This window comes from Lentzea sp. NPDC058450 (genome assembly GCF_042721395.1).
In the GTDB taxonomy this organism is placed as follows: Bacteria; Actinomycetota; Actinomycetes; order Mycobacteriales; family Pseudonocardiaceae; genus Lentzea.
Genome location: NZ_JBHXLO010000001.1, coordinates 134,158 through 150,235, shown reverse-complemented (window position 1 = coordinate 150,235; position 16,078 = coordinate 134,158). Strand labels below are relative to the sequence as shown.

Genomic DNA, 16,078 nt, shown 5'->3' with positions numbered 1-16,078 from the left:
AGCCCCGCTGAACTGGAGGTGTGGCCGCCTACGACGAGATCGCCGACTGGTACGAGCACCGGTTCCTCGGCACGCAACGGGGAGATCCGCTCGGGGTGAGCCGCGCCCTGACTGAGCTGCTCGGCGAGGGTGCCGGGGTGTGCCTGGAGATCGGGTGCGGCACCGGCGTCCACGCCGCGCTCCTGCGGGAGCTGGGGTGGACGCCGGTCGGCGCCGACCTGTCGGCGGGCATGCTGCGGCACGCGCGGGGCAGGCTCCCGGTCGTGCGGGCCGACGCGGGCCGGTTGCCGGTGCGGGACAACAGCGTTCCGGCCGTGGTGTCGGTGCTCGCGCACACCGACATGCCCGCGTACCCCGACGTGCTGCGCGAGGTCGCGCGGGTGCTGGAACCGGGCGGCACGTACGTGCACGTCGGTGTGCACCCGTGCTTCTGCGGCGGGTTCGCCGACCGCTCGGACGCCGAGGCGGTCGTGATCCGCCCCGGCTACGCCGACGGCCACTGGACCCGCGAGTCGTGGTCCGATCAGGGCCTGCGGGACAAGGTCGGCGCCGCGCACTGGCCGTTGCCGGCGCTGATCGACGCGTTCCTCGACGCCGGGCTGGTCCTCGGCCGGTTCACGGAAGGCGGGACGCCGACTCCCGTCGTGCTCGCCGTCGCGTCCACGAAGCCACCACACAGGCCCCCAGTGCCCCGGCCGTGAGCAGCACGTGCAGCGCGCCGCCGAACCGGGTCGCGAACGTCAGGTCCGTGCGCAACGGCACCGAGTCCGTCATCAGGTCCTCGGTGAACATGCCGGTCGACTTCACCACGCTGCCGTCCGGCCGCACCACGGCGCTCACGCCGCTGATCGCCGCCACGACGACCGCGCGCCCGTGCTCGATGGCGCGCAACCGGGCCATCGCGAGCTGCTGGTAGGTCATCTCACCGCGCCCGTACCAGGCGTTGTTCGTCGGCACCACCAGCACCTGCGCACCGGAGACCGTGCTCTCGCGCAGCACGTAGTCGTAGGCGACCTCGTAGCAGATGCCGACGCCCACCCGCGTTCCGGCGACGTCCAGCACGCCGGGTTGGTCGCCGGCGACCAGGTCGGGCTGGTCGGCGAACGGGGTGAAGATCCGCGCCAGCGGGCGCAGCGGGATGTGCTCGGCGAACGGCACGAGCTCCTGCTTCGCGTACGACTGACCGGGACCGGTCTTCGGGTCCCAGACGATCACCGAGTTCTCGCCGTTGCGCAGCGCGCTGACGAGCGTGGGCACGCCCAGGTCGGCGATGGCGCCGTCGATCACCGGGTCGCGGTCGCGGGTCCGGGTCGCGCTCTCCGGCCACACCACCAGATCGGGCTTGGGCAGCGCTCCGCCGCGGACCAACGCGGTCAGCTCGGCGGTCTTGCGCAGGTGGTTGGCGCGCAGGGTGGCGCTCTCGGAGAGCAGGCCGAGGCCCAGGTCCGGCGCGTTGCCCTGCACGACGGCGACGGTCCTCGAACCGGTCTGGGCCTCCACGGAGATCAACGGCGTCACGGCCAGAGCGGCGACGACCGGCACGAGGGCCCACGCACGGGTCCACCGCGGCAACCAGGCGGCCAGGCCGAACCCGGTGAACACCACCGCGAACGTCACCAGAGGCGCGCCGCCGAGCACGGCCAGCCGCCCGAACGGGCCGTCCACCTGGCCGAACGCCACCCGGCCCCAGGGGAAGCCGTTGAACGGGATCAGCCCGCGCAGGGTCTCCTGCAACACGAACAACAACGTCGCCCACACAGGTGCGGCGGGAAGCGTGGAGACCAACGGGAAGAGCGCGCACACCCCGCAGATGAACAACGCCATCAAAGCGCTGAGCACCAGCCACGGCCACGGCCCGAAGTCGTTGCCGAGAAAGTGCTGGATCCACCACAGGTGCGGCAGGAAGAACGCCAGCCCGAACGCGAACCCGAGACCGGCCGACCGACGTGCACCGGTGCCGCGCAACACTAGCCACAGCACCACGAACGCCGGCACGGCGAGCCACCACAGCACGCGCGGCGGGAAGCTCAGGGCCAACGCACCGCCGGAAACCAGAGCCGCGCCGTAGCGCGCGAGGTCAAGCCTGCGCAACGGACACCCGCGCCCGGCGCAGGACCAGGTACGCGCCGCCGACCAGGGCGATCCCGACGACGTAGGCGGCCACGAGCTCCGGCACGCGACCGGCGAAGTTGCCCGCGAGCGGCGGCACCAGCAGCGCGAACACCCCGGCCAGCACGGCGGCGCGATTCCGCCACGCGCCCTCGGGCAGGCAGGCGGCGAGCGGCACCAGCGCCCACAGCAGGTACCAGGGCTGCACCACCGGCCCCAGCGCCACGATCACGCTCATCATCAACCCCAGCGACGTCACCTCGGAGATCCGTCCGCGCAGCTGGCGGCCGACCAGCACCACCACCGCGCCCAGGATCAGCACGAGCCCCGCGATCCGTGCCGAGGAAATCATCGCCTGACCGGTCTGCGGGCCGAACACCGCACCCGCCAGATAGCCGGGCCAGTTCGTCGGCGCCATCCAGCTGTTCACCTTCGACGGCGTGCCGAGGGCCTGCACCCAGCCGAAACCGGTCTGCCCGGCCAGCGACGTCACGACCGACACCACCACGAACCCCGCGGCCATCGCGAGCCCGGAGGCGACCAGCCGGACCCATCCCCCGCCCAGCCTGCGGGCCAGCGCCGTGCCGACGACCGCGAGCGCCACCAGCGCCGGGAGCTTGACCTGCGCGCCCAGTCCGATGAGGACGACTCCGGCCGTGTACTGCCACCAGCGAAGTTCCGGCAACGCGTGCAACGCCACGACCGTGCCCGACAGCATGAGGCCGAGCATCAGCGCGTCGTTGTGGACACCGCCGATTAGATGCCACAGCACCAACGGGTTCATCACGCCCAGCCACAACGCCGCGCTCTCCCGCACTCCGGCCATCTCGGCGAGCCGCGGTACCGCCCACACGATGAGCAGCAGCCCGGCCACGGCCGCGAGCCGGTACAACCCGATGCCCGCCACGGGGTCGCCGCCGGTCACCCCGGTGATCGCCCGTTCGACCGTGCTGAACAGCGGCCCGTACGGCGACGGCGTCTCCCGCCAGTACACGCCGACCCGTGCCACCGCCTCCGCGCTCGCGCCCACCGCCGGGCTGACCACGTTCGGGTCCAGGCCGTTCGCCGCCACCTCGCCCTGGGCCAGGTAGCTGAAGACGTCCTGGCTGAACAACGGCGGCGCGACCAGCAGCGGGCCGCACCACCACGCCAGCGTGCGCCGCAGCCACGACGCGTCCGGCCGGGTGCGGCCGAGCAGCGCCCACGTCAGCACGACCAGCCCGGCACCCGCGATCGCCACGCCCAGCGCCACCGCGCCCAGTCTCGCGCTGACGGCCCAGGCACCGGCGGTGAGCAGGAGCGCACCGCCGAAACCCGTCCAGCGCAACAGCTCCGGGGCGTCAGTGGTCGTGGGACGGTAGGTGACGGTCTGCACGAGGAAGACAGTGCTTTCCGGACGGATCGTCACGCGTCCGGCTGCGGTCGCGTCCCGCGTACTACTTCAGGATGATCTTTTTTAAACGCGCGTCTCGACTCAACTTCCGGCGAAGTCGTGCGTCATCCACACGGTGCCCTTCGCGTCGCGGATCACCACGATGCCGATGCGCGTGGACGACTTGCTGAGGATGTTCTTGCGGTGGCCGTCGTTCGGCGGCTTCTCGTCGATCATGCCCTGGGTGAGGCCGAGCGCCATCTTGGAGATCGCCTCGACGTTGTCCTTGACCGGACCGCCCATGCCGACGTTCTCCGCGACGGAGCTCCACTTCACCCCGGCCGCGCTGCTGCGCTCGCCGAGGCCGCTCTCGCCGGGGCACTGGTGCGACAGCCCGCAGTCGTTGCTCATCATCGCCCTGGTGTGCCGGTCGGCGGCCGTGACCAGCGCCGGGTCGACCGTCAGCGCGGGCAGCCCGGCCGCGGCGCGGGTGTCGTTGATCAACGCCAGGACGCGTTCCTCGGCCGTCGCGACCTTCACCTGCTGCGGTGCCTGAGTCGTCGTGGTCGTTGTCGTAGTAGTAGTGGTGGTCGTCGACGACGTGGTGGGGGCCGACGACGAGGTGGGGACCGCGCTCGACAGCTCTGTCGACGTGACCGAGGTCGTTGGCGGCGGCGTGTTCGGCACGGCGACCGCCGCCGGTGGGTCGGACGGGAACAGCACGATCGTGCCGACCACACCGACGAGCGCGCACACCGCGGCCGCGCTCGCCACGGCCAGCACGGGCTTTCCGGCGATCTTCGCGAACACGCCCACCGGTTCGGCCAGGTGCGTCGGGGCCTCGACGGCGTGTGCCACGAGCTCGGGCGTCACGTCGCTGAGGTTCTCCAGCAGCCGCGGCAGGTAGGCGGCCGGGACGACGAGCAGCGCCGCGCCGGTGAGGATGCGTTCGACCGGCATCGCGTCGTCCACGCCGCGGCCGCACCGCCCGCAGTCGTCCACGTGCCGCAGGAGTCGCTTGCGCCACAACGGGTTGGGCTCGCCGTTCCAGCCCTGCGCCGCCCGGTCGAGGCCCGCGCAGCGCGGTTCCATCGACAGGGCGCGCACGAGGTGCCGGATCGTCTCCAGCCGGCCCTTGAGCCTGCTGACCCGCACGGTCACGGCGTGCGCCCCGAGGTCGAGCGCGTCGGTGACCTCGGCCCTGGTGAGCTGCCCGACGCGTTCGAGCGTCCACAGCGCCAGCAGCTCGCGGTCGGCCGGGTCGAGCCACCGCGCGGCCTCGTCGACCTCGCGGCGTTGCTGGGCGAAGTGCAACCGGGACAACGCGGTCTCCACGAACTCGGCGCCGGGGTCGGCCCGGTCGTACTCCTCCAGCGGTGCGGGGGCGAGGTCGCGGCGGCGGTAGTGCTCGCGGACCTGGTTGATCGTGACGGCCACCAGCCAGGACCGGAACCGGTCCGGCTCCCGCAGCGCGTCGATGCCGCGGATCACGCGGACCATCGTCTCCTGCACCACGTCGTCGACTTCGGCGTCGGCGTGCAGCGCCCGACCGGCGACGTTGTAGACCAGCGGCAGGCACCCCGCGACCACGGCGTCGAGCGCCGTCCGATCACCGGTCCGCGCGGCCTCCACCTGCTCCGCGTCCACCTGCCCCAGCCACTCCCGACCCGTCACTTCCGCACCCTTCGCCGACCGAGTTCCTCTACGCCATGGGAGACCGGCGAGTCTCACCTCAGGTCACAGAAACCGGGGGGATAGGTGACCCAGGTCACACAGCGACGACCGCCACTCCGGTCCGTCCGCCGTCGACGTCCAGCACGATGCCGTGCACGAACTCGGCGTCGTCCGAGGCCAGGTAGACGGCCGCCTGCGCGATCGCGTCCGGGCGGCCCGCCGCACCGGCCGGGGTGCCGCGCATCATCGTGTTCGACACGCCGCGGGTGTCCTCGTCCCACTCGTCCGAGGCGATGACGCCCGGCGAGATGGCGTTGACCCGGATGCCCTGCGAGCCGAACTCCGACGCCCAGGCGCGGGTCAGCGTCTCCATCGCGCCCTTGGTCGAGCTGTAGACGGAGCCGCGGAAGACGCCGAGGCGGGTGATCCACGAGCCCAGGTTGACGATGACGCCGGCGCCCGCGTCGATCATCCCGGGCGCCAGGGCCTGCGTGAGGAAGAACGGGGCCTTCACGTTGAGGTCGTAGATGCGGTCGAACGTGGCCTCGTCGGTGTCGAGCGTGCTCGGCGCCGGGTAGATGCCTGCGTTGTTCACGAGGACGTCGACCCTGCCGCCGAGCAGTGCCTTCGCCTCCTCCGCCAGTGCGCGGCTCGCCTTCGGCGACCCGTCCAGGTCGGCACGGGCGAAGTCGGCCTTGCCGCCGTCGGCGCGGATCTGCGCGACGACCTCCGCGCCACGCGTCTCGTCACGACCGGAGACGACGACGTGCGCACCCTCCCTGCCGAACGCGAGGGCGATCGCGCGCCCGATGTTGCTGGTGGAACCGGTGATGAGGGCCGTCCTGCCCTGCAGTCGTTGTGCCATGCGTTCGAAGTTAGGAGCGCATTTTTGGACCCGCAAGTCCAGAGTTGCTAGCCCCGGAGGTGGTCGATGAGCAGGTCGAGCACGGCCTCCAGGTGCGTGGCGCTGCCCGTCGACCGGAGCACCTGCACGCCGCCCTGGATGCCCGCGATCAGGGCCGCCGCCATCCGGTCGGCGTCCACCCCGGCCCGCACGAGACCCGCGGCCTGCATGTCGAGCACGCCCTGCCGCAGCTCGGCCTGCCACCGGGAGAGCAGCGTGCCGATCACCTCGTGGGCACCCGGTGTACCGCCCAGCTCGTTCATCAACACGCCCAGCGGGCAGCTGCGGCCCTGTGCCCGGTACCGTGCGACGACGGCGTCCCGCCAGCGTTCCCAGGCGGTCCACGACGTCAGTGCGCCGAGGTGCGGACGCTGGTCGGCGAGCACCCGGTCCGCCTCGAACCGGGCGACGGCGAGGAACAGCTCCTCCTTGCCATCCGGGAAGTAGTGGAAGATCTGCCCCTTGCTGGTGCCGGTGATCGCCCTGATGTCGTCCAGGGTCACGCCACCCGCGTCGTCGCTGCGCAGGTGCGCCGCCGCGCCCTCGATGATGCGTTGCCGGGTGGCGTGCCCCTTCGCGGTGAGCTTCACTCCCCCACGATACGTTTTCTGGACCGCTCAGTCCAAGCCTCGGACACCGCCGTCATTGTTCGGATCCGGAATCGACATTCACCGCGTCGTTGTTCGCGCACGCCCTTCTGAAATCAGTAGCAAGGATGACGGGCCTCCGCAACGGGGCTTATCAAAAACACTCAACGACGGCCAGAACTGCGGCCCCACCGACCTGTCCCCTGCTAGCGTCATTCGAAATCGACCGACCTGACCAGGGCGAACGCGAATTCGCACGGCACCCGGAGTTCGTCCGCCGAATTGCGCCGCGTGATCACCACCTGACTTCCGCGAGACCCGCGAGGAGATTCCTGTGCTCATTCGAGGCGAGGGCCTGACCGTCGACGACGTCGCCGTGGTGGCGCGGCGCGAGGCCCTCGTGGAACTCGACGAGGACCAGATGACCGAGGTCGAGCTGGCCCGCGAGCGCGTCCAGAAGTGGGGAGCCGCCGGGCAGCCCATCTACGGCGTGAACACCGGCTTCGGCGAGATGGTCTACATGAACGTCCCGCCGCGCTTCGAGACGGAGCTGCAGGAGAACCTGCTGCGCACGCACGCGGCCGGCGGTGGCGAGCTCTTCGCCGACGAGGCGGTGCGCGCCATGCAGGTCGCCCGCCTCAACTGCCTGATCAAGGGCTACTCGGGGATCGAACCGGACGCGCTGCGCCTGATGGGCGAGTTGCTGAACCGGGGCGTGCATCCGCTGGTCCCGCAGCAGGGGTCGCTCGGGGCGAGCGGCGACCTGGCTCCGCTCGCGCACCTCGCGTTGCCGCTCATCGCCGCGGGCCGCGTGCGCAAGGACGGGGTCGTGCGCGACTCGGCCGAGGTGCTCGCCGAGGAAGGGCTGGCGCCGGTCCGGATGGGGTACAAGTCCGGGCTGGCGCTGATCAACGGCACCTCGGCGATGACCGGGGTCGCGGCGCTGGCCCTGGTCAGAGGCCGGCGGCTGCTGCGCCTCGCGCTGTGGGCGTCGGCGGCGTTCATCCAGGTGATGGGCGGGTCCACCGGCGCGTTCGCCGAGCGCGGGCACGCGTTGAAGAACCACCGCGGGCAGAGCGAGGTCGCGGCCGTGATCACGCGGTTGCTCGAAGGCGGCGGACTGACCCGCGAGCACGCCGAGATCATGGCCCTGGTCAGCGCGAAGGCCGACGGCGAGGACGTCGTCGCGGTCGACGACTACCTGCAGAACGCCTACACGCTGCGGTGCGTGCCGCAGATCCTCGGGCCGGTGCTCGACACCATGGCCTACTGCCGGCGGCTCGTCGAGGAGGAGCTGAACTCCTGCAACGACAACCCGTTGATCTTCGACAGCCCGGAGACCGTGTTCCACGGCGGCCACTTCCACGGCCAGTACCTCGCGATGGCGTCCGACTTCCTGAACATCGCGCTCACCGAGATCGGGGTGCTGGCCGAGCGGCAGCTCAACCGGATCCTCGACCCCCACCTCAACAAGGCCTTCCCCGCGTTCCTCGCGCTCGGCGACGAGGGCCTGTACTCCGGTCTGCAGGGCTCGCAGTACCTGGCCACCAGCATCGCCTCGGAGAACCTGGACCTCGCGGCGCCCGCGTCGGTCAAGTCGATCCCGTCCAACGGCCAGAACCAGGACGTGGTGAGCATGGGCCTGATCGCGGCCAGGAAATCGCTGCGCCTGATCGACAACGTGAACGTCATCGTCTCGGTCCTCGCCGCCGCCTGCCACCAGGCCGCCACGATCACCGGCGCCGAGCGGTTCAGCCCCGGCGTGCGCGGGCTGCTGGACCTGCTCGCCTCCAGGGTGCCCGGCTACCGCGACGACGAGGGCGTGGCGGCGGACTTCCTCACCGCGGTCAGGGACGTCGTGCTGAGCGACGAGGCCGACGCGCTGCTGCCCGCGCTCGACGTGCCCGCCGACGTCTGACCGGGGCGACGACATGACCATGCGCGAACGGCATCTGCGCAACGCCCGGCTGGTCGTCGCCGAGGACGTCCTGGTCGCGGCCTACCCGGCTTCGGGCGCCGCGTTGCTGGGCAACGTCCTGCGCGAGCTCGGGCACACGTTCGTCGATCCGCACGTCGACGAGATCGGGCCGGACGGGCTGCCGCACGAGCCCGCCGACGAGAAGACCCGCCACTACCGCAGCCGGACCACCGGCGCCCCGACCGGTCCGGCGGGCGGCCGGAGGTTCTTCAAGAACCACCTTCCCCCGGAGCACTTCGCCGACACCACACCGGACACCGTCGTGCTGCTCGTGCGGGATCCCCGGGACGCGCTGCACTCGTCGTACCGGTTCTTCCAGGGGTTCGCGCCGACGCTGCTCTCCTACCTCGACATCGGCGAGGTGAGCTTCCTGGAGTTCCTCGACGGCAAGGGAGAGGTCGGCGAACCGCCGATCACCGTCGACGGCTGGGTCGGCTTCCACCGGGCCTGGCTCGAGGCGGCCCACTTCGCTCCTCGCTCGGCCGTCGTCCGCTTCGAGGACCTCAAGACCCGGCCTGCCGAAGCGGTGACGGAACTGATGCGGGCGCTCGGCCTGGACACCGAGCGGGCCGCGGTCGAACGGGCCGTGGAGCGCAGCAGCTTCACGCGGATGCGTGCCCGCGAGGAGCAGGTCGCCGGTGAGGACGCTCCCATGATCATGCGGCGCGGTCAGGTCGACGAGTGGCGGGAGTGGTTCGGCGACGACGAGCTGTCGGACCGGTTCCGGGCGCCGCACCTGGTCGAGACGGCGGCGCGGTTCGGCTACCGGATCGGTTGATCTCCAGAACCGGAGTACCCAGCCAAAAAGGAGAGCCACATGGTCAACGAGCTCACCGATCTCCGCCCGTCGTCCGACTACTCCCCTTTCGCAGCCACCTACCAGCACCGGGCCGAGTACGTCCCGGCTGTCGTGGACGCTCTCGTGCGGGTGGCCGAGGTTCGCCCGGGCGACCCGGTCTGCGACGTCGGAGCCGGTTCCGGGCACCTCACGGAACCGTTGCTGCGACGCGGTTTCTCCGTCGATGCCGTGGAACCGACACCCGCGATGCGCGCGCTCGGCGAGACGCGCACGCACGGACATCAGCACGTGCGCTGGTACGACGGCACGGGCGAGTCATCCGGGCGGGCGTCCGGCGCCTACGCGCTGGTGACGTTCGGTTCCTCGTTCAACGTGACCGACCGTCCCCAAGCCCTCGCGGAGACGGCCCGGATCCTGCGTGGCGGCGGGTACTTCGCGTGCCTGTGGAACCACCGGGTGCTCGACGATCCCCTGCAGGCGCGGATCGAGGAGCTGATCCGCGACCGCGTGCCCGGCTACCGCCACGGGACCCGGCGCGCGGACCAGACCGAGGTCATCGCGGCGAGCGGTCTGTTCGAGACGGCGGTCGCGCTGTCCGGCACCGAGGTCTTCCGGTTGCCGAGCGAACCCTGGTGCGACGCCTGGGCCTCGCACTCGACGCTCGGACACCAGGCGGGCGACGGCTTCGCGGCGCTGCTGGACGAGATCCGCGCGTTCGTGCGCGCCGAGGCCGGGGACTGGATCGACGTCCCCTACACCACCAGGGCGTGGGTGGCGAGGCTCGCCGGGGACGGCGAGGGGTGACCCCGGTCCGGCTCGGGACCAAGGCGGAGACGTTGCACCGGCTGCGGCCGTTCCTGACCACCGCGCGCATCCTGCCGTTGACGCACTTCAGCCTGGAGGAGTGGCAGGACGCGCCGGATCGTCTGCTCGCGGACCTGCGGCGGTGCGACTGGGCGGCGGGACCGGTGATGGTGCGCAGCAGCGCGGTCGTCGAGGACACCGCGACCGGCTCGCACGCGGGCCGGTTCCTGTCGGTGCCCGCCAGGACCGGGGCCGAGGTCGGGCCCGCCGTGACCGAGGTGTTCGCCTCGTACGACCGGGCGGAACCCGGCGACCAGGTGCTGATCCAGCCGCTGCTCGAGCACGTCCGGGCGAGCGGCGTGGCGTTCTCCTGCGATCCCAACAGCGGTGCGCCCTACCGGGTCGTCAACTGGAGCGGGACCGACCGGACCGATGCGGTGACCGCGGGCGGGCGCGCGGAGCTGCACATCTCCTACGGCGTCGCGTGGGCGGAGCAGCGGGAGGCGCCGGATCCCCTGGTGGGCGCGGTCTGGGACCTGCTCGCCGAACTGCACGACCTGCTGGGCGCCGAGCGGCGGCTGGACATCGAGTTCGCGCAGTCCGGCGCGGGTGAGCTGATCCTGCTCCAGGTCAGGCCCCTCGCGGCGGTCAGGACCGTGCCCCCGGACACCCATCGCGCCACGCTCGACGACACCGCCCGGCAGATGTCCGCCGCCATCGCTGCGCCGTCGGGTGCGCTCGGCCACCGCGCGGTCTACGGCGTGATGCCGGACTGGAACCCCGCCGAGATGATCGGGCTGCGGCCCCGGCCGTTCGCGTTCTCGCTGTACCGCCACCTCATCACCGACCACGTGTGGGCCGCCGCCAGGACGCGCTACGGCTATCGGGACCTGACCGGCACGCGGCTGATGGTGCAGTTCTCCGGGCTGCCGTACGTCGACGTGGCCGCGAGCCTCACCTCGTTCGTGCCGCGCGAGGTGCCCGACGAGCTCGCCGACCGGCTGGTGGGGCACTGGCTGGACGAGCTGGTCGCGAAGCCGTACCTGCACGACAAGGTCGAGTCGCACCTCGCCGTGTCGGCCGGCACGTTCCGCACCGCGCACCGGCTGCGAGCCCTGGGCCCCGGCTTCAGCGACGCCGAACGCGAGCTGCTGGCAGGCTTCCTGCGCGGGCTCACCGACGAGCTCGTCTGCGGCGACCTGTGGGAACAGGACATCGCGCGCCTGCGCCTGCTGAACGTGATGGACGCCGACGACGTGCACTCGGCCGAGTGCGGCGGGCACGACGTCGGCTGTTGCGGTCCGGCGCTGGTGGCGAGGCTCGACGTGTGCGCCGCCTACGGGTCCAGTCCGTTCGCCGCGCTGGCCAGGGCCGCGTTCATCGCCACCGACTTCCTGGACGACCTGGTGCGCGAGGGCGTCTTCTCGCTGGCCGACCGCGCCCGGTTCCTCGGCGGTCTCGGGCTGGTCGCCAGCGAGATGCGGCAGGACTTCGCGGTGCTCGACCGCGCGGTCTTCCTCAAGCGGTACGGCCACCTGCGGCCCGGCACGTACGACATCCTGTCGCCCCGCTACGACGAGACGCCCGAGCGGTACTTCGACTGGTCGGCGCGGGATCGCCCGGCCCGCGTCACCACCGCGCCGTTCGAGCTGACCGGTGGCCGGCGGCGGCGGATCGAAGCGCTCCTGCGCCGCGAGGGCCTCCGCTTCGACGCCGAGCGGTTGATGGACTTCCTGGCCACGGCGATCCGCGGCCGCGAGCACGGCAAGCTGGCCTTCACCTCGGTGCTCGGGGACGTGCTCACTGGTGTGCGGCGGCTCGGCGAGCGGTCCGGGTGCGGCGTCGACGACATGAGCTACCTGGACGTGCGGACGCTGGCGTCGCTGACCGGCAGACCGGCCGACGACCTGCCGGTGCTGCGCGAGGTCGCGGCACGCGGGCGAGCGGCCCACGCCGTCAGCCAGACCGTGGTGCTGCCGCCGCTGGTGACGGGCCCGGCGAACGTGCGGAGCTTCGCCCTGCCGCAGATCCGGCCGAACTTCGTCACCAGGGGCAAGGTGATCGCGCGCGTTGCCCGCGTGGACGCCGGTGACGCCCCGGACGGCGCCATCGTGCTGGTCGCGAGCGCCGATCCCGGCTACGACTGGCTGTTCACCCGCGGCATCGCCGGGCTGGTGACCGCGTTCGGCGGCGCGAACTCGCACATGGCGATCCGGGCCCTGGAACTCGGCATCCCGGCGGTGATCGGCGCGGGCACGGCGCTGTTCGACCAGTGGTCGCGGGCGCACGTGCTCGACCTCGACGCGGCCGCCGGCCTGGTGACGGTGATCGCGTGAGCCGGCGGATCGGGGTCACCCAGCGGTGCGTGGACGACGACCGCACCGGTGAGCGCCGGTGGACCCTCGACTCCCGCTGGTGCGGGTTCCTGACGGCCTGCGATGTCGTCGCGGTCCCCCTGCCCAACGACGTCGACGCGGCCGTCCACACCGCGCACGAACTGAGCCTCGACGGGTTCCTCTTCACCGGGGGCGGCGACCTGGACGGGGACCAGCCCGAGCGCGACCTGACCGAACGGACCCTGCTGGCACTCGCGGTCCAGGACGGCAGGCCGGTACTCGGCGTGTGCCGCGGGATGGAGCTGATCGCGACCGCCCTGGGAGGCGGGCTGCGGCCGGTGGCGGGGCACATCGGCACCCGCCACACCGTCACCACCGAGAAGGGCGAGCGGGTGGTGAACAGCTACCACGACCTCGCGGTCGACGGGCTGCCCGCCGCACTGGACGCGACGGCGTGGTGCGGTGACGTGGTCGAGGCGATCCGGCACCGGAACGCCGAGGTCGAGGGGATCATGTGGCACCCGGAACGCGAGCCCGCGCCCGACCCGCAGGACGTCCTGCTGGTGCGACGCCTGTTCGAGGGGGCACGACGGTGAGGGCCGTGATCCTGGCAGCCGGGCGAGGCTCCCGGATGGCGCCCCACACCGATGACCGGCCCAAGTGCCTGATCGAGCTGGGCGGCCGGACGTTGCTCGACCGGCAGGTGGCCGCGTTGCGCGCGGGCGGGGCCGGCGAGGTCGGCGTCGTCACCGGCTGGCAGGGCGCCAGGTTCGCCGGCACCGGGTTGCGGACGTTCGAGAACCCCGGCTGGGAGCACAGCACGATGGTCGAGTCGCTCGCCGCGGCGGACGACTGGTTGAGCTCTGGCCCGGTGATCGTCTCCTACGGCGACATCGTCTACTCCGCTGAGATCGTCCACCGCCTCGTCGGCTCGACGGCCGAGCTCGCCGTCGCGTACGACCCCGGCTGGGAAGCGGTGTGGCGGCAGCGGTTCGACGATCCGCGCAGCGACGCCGAGACGTTCCGGATCGCCGACGGCCTCGTGACGGAGATCGGGTCCCGGCCTCGCGACCTGGCGGAGGTGCAGGGCCAGTACATGGGGCTGCTGCGGCTGACTCCGCCCGCGTGGGCAGTGCTGCGGCGGGCACGGGCCGCCAACGCTCGAGTCGCCGCGCTCGACATGACCGGCCTGCTCGCGCACCTGATCCGGGCCGAGGGCGTGCGGGTGGCGGGCGTGCCGAACGACGGTCCCTGGTGGGAGTTCGACAATCCGTCCGATGTGGATCCCGGTCTGGCCGTGCTCGAAAGCATTGACGCGCAACGGGAAGACGGGTGAGCGGGGTGGACGCGGGAGTCGTGTGGATCACCGGGCTGTCCGGGGCCGGCAAGAGCACGGTGACGTCGATCGTCACCGGCAGGCTGACGTCCGCCGGTCGGCGGCCGGTGGTGCTGGACGGTGACCGGATGCGCCGGATCATGCCGGCCCAGCCCGGCTACACCGAGGCGGAACGGCGGAAGGTGGCCGCGTTCTACTCCCGGCTCGCCTGCGAACTGGCGGAGCAGAGGCACCTCGTGCTGTGCGCCACGATCTCGCTCTTCCACGACGTGCAGCGCTGGAACCGGGAGAACATCGCCTCCTACCTGGAGGTCTGGCTGCGGGTGCCGCTGGTGGCGTTGAAGGACCGCGCGGGCAGGACCGCCTTCTACGACCACGGCAACCTCGGACCGGGTCAGGCGCCGCTGCGCAACGTCGTCGGGGTGGACGAGCCCGCGCAGTTCCCCCGCGCGGCCGACCTGGTCATCGACAACTTCGGGGACACCACGGCGGACCACGCCGCCGACCGGATCGTGCACGCCATCACCGGCCGGTGGTCGTGAGCGCGACGGCCACGCGGCAACCGTTGTGGCGCAAGGACGACCGCACGCTGGCCGCCGCTGCCGCCGTGCTGCTCGGCACCAGCATGGGGATCCTCTCCTACGGCCAGCCGGTGCTGCTCAACGCGATCGTCCAGGCGCGGTCGATCCCTGCCACCCAGCTCGATTCGGCAGCCAGTCTGCAGTGCCTGGTGAACGCGCTCGCGTCGGCGGTCGTGGTCGTGCTGTGCCGCCGGATGCCCGCCCGGCGGGTGGTCGCCGGTGGTGCGCTCGCCTGCGCGGTGGCGGTGGTCCTGCTCGCGCTGACCCGCACGGCGTGGCAGCTGTACCTGACGATGTCGTTGCTGGGCATAGCGATCGCCGGGTGCGGCACTCTGGTGGTGAGCACGTTCGTCATCAAGAGCACGCTCAGCCGGGACCGGGTGCTGTCGGTCGCGTTCATCGGGTCGAGCGCGGGCGGGATGGTCTGGGCGCCGATCGTCGGCTGGGGCCTCACCGCGGGCGGCCTGACCGGCGCGGCCGCGCTGATGGTGCTCGGGTTCACCCTGCTGGTCGCGGTGAACGCCCTGGTGTTCCTGCGCAGGCCCGCCCTGCCGGAAGGACAGGCCGCGCCGCCCGTCCACGACGGCATGATGCTGCGCGCGGCGGTCCGCACCACGGCGTTCTGGGCATTGCTCGTCGGCAGCACCCTGCTCACGCTCACCCAGCTCGCGGGCGTCTACCACGTGCTGTTCGTCTGGCAGGAGTCCGCCGTCGGCTCCCCCGCGCTGCCCGGCGCCGTCGTGGCAGCGTTCGCCGGGATCGGGCGGCTGGCGGCGGAACTGCTGCTGCGGTCCTGGCCCACGACGTACCTGGCGGTGCTGACCTGTGTGCTCCAGGCTGCCGGGTTCGTCCTGCTCGCCGTCGGCGGCACCATGCCGGTGCTGTTCGCCGGTTCGGCGTTGCTCGGCATCGCGGTGGGCAACAGCTCGCTGGTGGTGCTGCTGCTCGCCCCGCAGGTGTTCGGCCTGCTCGACATCGAGCGGATCTCCGGGGCGATCTACCTGTGGACCGGGATCGGCGCGTCCTGCGGCGCGATCGTGCTCGGCCTGCTGCGCCAGGAAGCCGGCGGCTACCGGCTTCCCGTCCTGTTGTTCGCGCTGGTCTCCGCGGTCGCGGGGGTGCTGCTGCGGCAGTCGGGTCAGGCGCGCTTCACCCGTTCGAACTCGTCGATCACCTGAACCTTCTCCGCGGATCCCGTGCTCGGGTCGAAGGTGTAGCCGAGCCACTCCCCCACGAGCCTGCGGGCCAGCTCGAGCCCCACCACCCGCTGGCCCATGCACAGGACCTGGGCGTTGTTGCTCAGCACCGACCGCTCCACGGAGTACGAGTCGTGCGCCGTCACCGCCCGCACCCCCTCGACCTTGTTGGCCGAGATCGCGACACCCAGTCCCGTGCCGCAGATGAGGATCGCGCGGTCCGCCCGTCCCTCGGCGACGAGCCGGGCGGCGTCGATCGCGATGTGCGGGTAGGCGGTGTGCCCGTCCGCGGCGACCCCCACGTCGACGACCTCGCCGACCCTGGCGTCCGCGGCCAGGTCCGCCTTGATGGACTCCTTGTAGTCGAACCCGGCGTCGTCCGAGCCGACGACGATGCGCATG

General features: G+C 71.9%; 15 protein-coding genes. 9 read left to right on the top strand and 6 right to left on the bottom strand.

What is annotated here, in order from left to right; translation table 11 throughout:
• The first annotated feature begins 20 nt into the window (after nucleotides 1–20).
• A complete protein-coding gene (locus ACFWNN_RS00720) occupies nucleotides 21–701 on the top strand; it encodes a class I SAM-dependent methyltransferase (RefSeq protein WP_382437704.1) in 681 nt (226 codons plus the stop codon).
• On the opposite strand, the gene lnt is transcribed toward ACFWNN_RS00720, so the two are convergent.
• From lnt to ACFWNN_RS00695, 5 genes are all read right to left on the bottom strand, one after another.
• A complete protein-coding gene (gene lnt, locus ACFWNN_RS00715) occupies nucleotides 616–2,091 on the bottom strand; it encodes an apolipoprotein N-acyltransferase (protein ID WP_382437703.1) in 1,476 nt (491 codons plus the stop codon). The genes ACFWNN_RS00720 and lnt overlap by 86 nt on opposite strands.
• Nucleotides 2,078–3,484, bottom strand: a complete 1,407-nt coding sequence (gene mptB / locus ACFWNN_RS00710) for a polyprenol phosphomannose-dependent alpha 1,6 mannosyltransferase MptB (RefSeq protein ID WP_382437702.1) — start codon at nucleotides 3,482–3,484, stop codon at nucleotides 2,078–2,080. The genes lnt and mptB overlap by 14 nt, the downstream gene beginning before the upstream one ends.
• Before the next feature lie 99 nt (nucleotides 3,485–3,583).
• Complete coding sequence (locus ACFWNN_RS00705) at nucleotides 3,584–5,155, bottom strand: sigma-70 family RNA polymerase sigma factor (protein WP_382437701.1); 1,572 nt, start codon at nucleotides 5,153–5,155, stop codon at nucleotides 3,584–3,586.
• A 94-nt stretch (nucleotides 5,156–5,249) separates the two neighbouring features.
• Nucleotides 5,250–6,020 carry an SDR family NAD(P)-dependent oxidoreductase gene (locus tag ACFWNN_RS00700; RefSeq protein WP_382437700.1) on the bottom strand — a complete coding sequence of 257 codons (771 nt, stop codon included), beginning with the start codon at nucleotides 6,018–6,020 and terminating at the stop codon, nucleotides 5,250–5,252.
• Nucleotides 6,021–6,067: 47 nt separating this feature from the next.
• Complete coding sequence (locus ACFWNN_RS00695; RefSeq protein WP_382437699.1) at nucleotides 6,068–6,649, bottom strand: TetR/AcrR family transcriptional regulator; 582 nt, start codon at nucleotides 6,647–6,649, stop codon at nucleotides 6,068–6,070.
• A 331-nt stretch (nucleotides 6,650–6,980) separates the two neighbouring features.
• On the opposite strand from ACFWNN_RS00695, the gene cmdF reads away from it, so the two are divergent.
• The 8 genes from cmdF to ACFWNN_RS00655 are packed head-to-tail and all read left to right on the top strand — an operon-like array spanning nucleotide 6,981 to nucleotide 15,658.
• A complete protein-coding gene (cmdF, locus tag ACFWNN_RS00690) occupies nucleotides 6,981–8,564 on the top strand; it encodes a tyrosine 2,3-aminomutase (RefSeq protein ID WP_382437698.1) in 1,584 nt (527 codons plus the stop codon).
• Nucleotides 8,565–8,577: 13 nt separating this feature from the next.
• A complete protein-coding gene (locus ACFWNN_RS00685) occupies nucleotides 8,578–9,402 on the top strand; it encodes a sulfotransferase domain-containing protein (RefSeq protein WP_382437697.1) in 825 nt (274 codons plus the stop codon).
• Nucleotides 9,403–9,441: 39 nt separating this feature from the next.
• Entirely contained in the window at nucleotides 9,442–10,227 is a 786-nt protein-coding gene (locus ACFWNN_RS00680; protein WP_382437696.1) for a class I SAM-dependent methyltransferase, read from the top strand.
• The gene (locus ACFWNN_RS00675) at nucleotides 10,224–12,563 is read left to right on the top strand and encodes a PEP-utilizing enzyme (protein WP_382437695.1); all 2,340 of its coding nucleotides are present in this window, start codon (nucleotides 10,224–10,226) and stop codon (nucleotides 12,561–12,563) included. Before ACFWNN_RS00680 ends, ACFWNN_RS00675 begins: the two co-directional genes overlap by 4 nt.
• The gene (locus ACFWNN_RS00670) at nucleotides 12,560–13,159 is read left to right on the top strand and encodes a gamma-glutamyl-gamma-aminobutyrate hydrolase family protein (protein ID WP_382437694.1); all 600 of its coding nucleotides are present in this window, start codon (nucleotides 12,560–12,562) and stop codon (nucleotides 13,157–13,159) included. The genes ACFWNN_RS00675 and ACFWNN_RS00670 overlap by 4 nt, the downstream gene beginning before the upstream one ends.
• A gap of 5 nt (nucleotides 13,160–13,164) precedes the next feature.
• Nucleotides 13,165–13,899, top strand: a complete 735-nt coding sequence (locus tag ACFWNN_RS00665; protein WP_382437693.1) for an NTP transferase domain-containing protein — start codon at nucleotides 13,165–13,167, stop codon at nucleotides 13,897–13,899.
• Nucleotides 13,896–14,441 (top strand): adenylyl-sulfate kinase, encoded by a 546-nt coding sequence (locus tag ACFWNN_RS00660; protein ID WP_382437692.1) that lies wholly within the window; start codon nucleotides 13,896–13,898, stop codon nucleotides 14,439–14,441. The genes ACFWNN_RS00665 and ACFWNN_RS00660 overlap by 4 nt, the downstream gene beginning before the upstream one ends.
• Nucleotides 14,438–15,658, top strand: coding sequence for an MFS transporter (locus tag ACFWNN_RS00655; protein ID WP_382437691.1), 1,221 nt, complete (start codon nucleotides 14,438–14,440; stop codon nucleotides 15,656–15,658). Before ACFWNN_RS00660 ends, ACFWNN_RS00655 begins: the two co-directional genes overlap by 4 nt.
• Here the strand turns inward: ACFWNN_RS00655 and ACFWNN_RS00650 are convergent.
• The gene (locus ACFWNN_RS00650; RefSeq protein ID WP_382438388.1) at nucleotides 15,619–16,077 is read right to left on the bottom strand and encodes a ribose-5-phosphate isomerase; all 459 of its coding nucleotides are present in this window, start codon (nucleotides 16,075–16,077) and stop codon (nucleotides 15,619–15,621) included. The two genes, ACFWNN_RS00655 and ACFWNN_RS00650, sit on opposite strands and share 40 nt — an antisense overlap.
• Nucleotide 16,078: the final 1 nt, after the last annotated feature.